This is a genomic window from Shewanella sp. 10N.286.52.E4 (genome assembly GCF_041468785.1).
Taxonomy (GTDB): domain Bacteria; phylum Pseudomonadota; class Gammaproteobacteria; order Enterobacterales; family Shewanellaceae; genus Shewanella; species Shewanella electrodiphila.
Map to the genome: position 1 here is coordinate 99,071 of NZ_JBFRJJ010000017.1, position 3,180 is coordinate 102,250.

Annotated in this window: 4 protein-coding genes and 1 pseudogene; 2 read left to right on the plus strand and 3 right to left on the minus strand. The window is 38.5% G+C overall.

Features of this window, described 5'->3' with window-relative positions:
• Positions 1 to 340, plus strand: a pseudogene (locus AB4153_RS09290) (hypothetical protein); the annotation flags it as partial.
• Positions 341 to 627: 287 nt separating this feature from the next.
• Here the strand turns inward: AB4153_RS09290 and AB4153_RS09295 are convergent.
• Positions 628 to 807 (minus strand): PA3496 family putative envelope integrity protein, encoded by a 180-nt coding sequence (locus AB4153_RS09295; RefSeq protein ID WP_102529429.1) that lies wholly within the window; start codon positions 805 to 807, stop codon positions 628 to 630.
• Between the two features lie 498 nt (positions 808 to 1,305).
• The gene (locus tag AB4153_RS09300; RefSeq protein WP_371997161.1) at positions 1,306 to 2,112 is read right to left on the minus strand and encodes an SDR family NAD(P)-dependent oxidoreductase; all 807 of its coding nucleotides are present in this window, start codon (positions 2,110 to 2,112) and stop codon (positions 1,306 to 1,308) included.
• A gap of 302 nt (positions 2,113 to 2,414) precedes the next feature.
• On the opposite strand from AB4153_RS09300, the gene AB4153_RS09305 reads away from it, so the two are divergent.
• Complete coding sequence (locus AB4153_RS09305; protein ID WP_102529431.1) at positions 2,415 to 2,735, plus strand: hypothetical protein; 321 nt, start codon at positions 2,415 to 2,417, stop codon at positions 2,733 to 2,735.
• Positions 2,736 to 2,750: 15 nt separating this feature from the next.
• Here AB4153_RS09305 and AB4153_RS09310 read toward each other — a convergent pair.
• A partial coding sequence (locus AB4153_RS09310; protein ID WP_371997163.1) for a hypothetical protein occupies positions 2,751 to 3,180 on the minus strand: 430 nt, incomplete at its 5' end.

Consider the following 3,180-nt stretch of genomic DNA (forward strand, 5'->3'; position numbering starts at 1 on the left):
TTCAACAATCCAAGATTCAATAATCCAAGATTCAGCAATTCAAGCGAACAGCGGCATGTTTGCCTTTGCTAGAGTGGATGAAACGAGTGGTGAAGAATATTTGATTGTGTTTAATTCTGGTAATCAATCTGCAAGCATTGAAATTGATATGACAGATAAAGGTGAGCCTATCACGGCGATTGAAGATGTATTGAAAACCTTTAAGGCTGCGGGTGATTTATATTATAACGGCCTACCTTCTAGCAATGTAGATTCAAGCCACTTAATTGACGTTGAAAAACAAGCTATCACAGTCTCAATGCCTCGCTTAAGTTATGGGGTATATCAAATAAAACGATAATAATGGGCATTAGTCTTCAGGAGTTCCCCCCTTCAATTTACTCCTAACCACGGATTTTTAAACGTGAAGTTACTGGTATCTGTAGCGTTGAACGTTGATGAAAACTGTGGTTTTTTTATGCCAATTTTGTATAAATAAAGCAGCGTAACAGCACAAATAATGGATGCGTGGTTCATTAAGCTCAGTGTTGGAGAAGTCACTTGAGCTTAATGATGCACGGAAAGCATGGTGGAGAAATGCACGCTTATGCAGAATAGATAAACAGGGTGTTTGAATACAATAATGTGTTAAGCAAAGAAATCATCGCCACCCATAGCACGTTTAAGTTGTTGTGCTTCTAAGTAGTCTTCAAGGCGTCTTTTCACCTCTCGTCTATGCAACATATCTTCTTTTGCTTTTGGAGTAGATGGTTTGTCAAACCCATCGATTTCAGTGTTATTTGGAACAAGGTCAATAATTTCAGCCATAAAATATCCTTTCTATCGAGACATGGCTTTCTTGTTGGGGAATAAGTCGCCCTTGAAATAGAAAGTCCGTTCGATATCAATCATAAAGCCCAAACTACAAGCACTTAGTATTGGTGGTTGTGAACACTATATTAGTGTGTGCTTAATCTGAAATTTATCAGGAGTTTCAAAATAAAAATGCGATCTGGATAACAATTTTTTTTTAAAGTTTCAAAAGGAGATATGAGTCATATTTTAATTGATGAGTGGCTGACTAAATTGTTTGAAATCGCAGCAGTTTTAGCTTTTTTATTGTCATTTAGCGACTCAACTAAACTGCTTGTTTAGCTTCAAGCTGAAAAATTTTAAAGCGTTTAGTTGCTGCAATACTTAACTATATTGATATTATTGAAAGCGTTCGTTGTAAAAATAGTAGTGGTTAATTTATATAAGACAGTACGGGTATTGTTATAAATACCCGTAGTTTTATTTTAAAAAGAAAGACTGACTTAACTTAATTTAACTCAGCTCTGTAAGCACTTGCTCTAGCACGTCTACCACTTTTGCTGTTTTAGCCACATCTAAAGCGTCAGGGTGAGGAGAGGCGAACTGTCCTCTATCATTATCAAAATATTGCCCTGTTGCCTCTGCAAACTCATCAGCTAACGCTGCGCGAGTTAATATATCTGCGCCAATCGATAAGTCGCCACCTGCAACGCCGTATGCTTGTTTGACCATTTTACTGCCAAGCATTGATGCTGGGTTAACTGCCACAATCATTGGGCCAGTTCCTTTAATCGCTAACCCTAAATGGCGTGACCACATTGTCAGTGCCAACTTACTTTGGGCATATACGGTTGAGTCAGACAATGGGCTTGGTTTAGCCATATCATTGGCAGAAAATACCGCCTGTGCTGCAGAAGATAAGTTAACGATACGACTGCTTGAATCCATGATAGGCAGTAATAATTGGCTTAATAAATAGGGCGCATAAGTATTAACCGCATAACGTGAATCTAAGCCATCTAGGGTAATTAATGTGCTTGGGTTATAAACCCCTGCGTTATTAATTAGCACATCAAGGTGATTATGCTTGGCTTTGATTTGTTTAGCCAAAGCTCTTACCTCTTCCATGCTCGATAAGTCGGCAACATAAGACTCAATTTGTGATTCATCTGCCGCTGTTGCTAATAGATTAACAACGTCAGTCAGTTTATTTGGATTACGGCCATGTAATAACACCTTATGACCTTCAGCAATTAACATCTTTGCTGTTTCTAAACCAATGCCATCGGTAGAGCCGGTAACAAGAATCGTCTTTTGCATGATGAGTTCCTAGTGATTAATAAGTTACGGGACTGCCTTTAAGGTTTCATTTTTAAGACTACAAGGCTTAAAAATTGATGTTTTATAAACCTATCGCCCGCACATTCAATATATTAATGTTAGCAGGTATAAAGCGATTGATAAGCGAGAGTTCAGTAGAATTAGTTTATAGGTTTTGTTAATAATAGAGGGCGTGAGTAAGCTTTTATTAATCACTGTAGACTAGATGTTGGCCGCATTTTTGATTGCAAATATCATGTTAAAGTTTATGCTAATTCTTTTCGAAAGCTGTGCTGATACTTATGACCGTTTCAAAAAATTCCAATGCCATTTCTATCGTAGTTGTCTTAATTTTACTGATTGCTGTTATCACAGCGGTGATAATGATTAATCAGTCTAATCAACATAAGGGGCCTGCAGTATGGAGCTCGTTTGTGTATAAAAATGGCTATACTTCAGCTGCCTACGAAATGGACACCGACTTCACCGATTATCAGTCCTGCAAAGTTCACGCTCAAACGGTATCAGCTAAATATGATAATGCGCCGTGGCAATGTGGTTCTCAGTGTCGATTTGACTCAATGCGCCAAGGCTTTGAGTGTGAATCCATGATGAATGACTAGGGCGTGCCAGCGCATTTATTTGGCCGGAAACAATCTGTGTGATGGCGCGTTAGCTGAAACTTGAAATACTTGTTTCTGCTTATCCTCTTGCCGAGTGACACTCATATCAATCACTTGTTCACTGAAACTTTTACCAAATAATTGATTCTCAAATATGAGGGGATCTTGACTGTTGCTGAGTTTGAACTTGCCCATAACGATGATTTGATCTGATGGCTGTTTAGGAGAGCCATGTGAAGCCAATGAAATGATCAACCCTTGCAGAGGCAATGGTCCGGTAGCATCGCTTAAACTTACCCGTTGTAGAATGATGCGGCTTATTTGTTGTCGATGCTTTTGTAATTCATCAGATGATAGTTTTCCGTCATTATTTTGATCAATGCTCAGGTTCGACATTGATATATTGCCGATTTTTTTATCAACATCATCAGAGCCATCAGAGCCA

Excerpts from the sequence above, each read along its gene's own strand:
- AB4153_RS09295 (WP_102529429.1), bottom strand. The coding sequence starts at position 807 with ATGGCTGAAATTATTGACCTTGTTCCAAATAACACTGAAATCGATGGG.
- AB4153_RS09300 (WP_371997161.1), bottom strand. The coding sequence starts at position 2,112 with ATGCAAAAGACGATTCTTGTTACCGGCTCTACCGATGGCATTGGTTTA.
- AB4153_RS09305 (WP_102529431.1), top strand. The coding sequence starts at position 2,415 with ATGACCGTTTCAAAAAATTCCAATGCCATTTCTATCGTAGTTGTCTTA.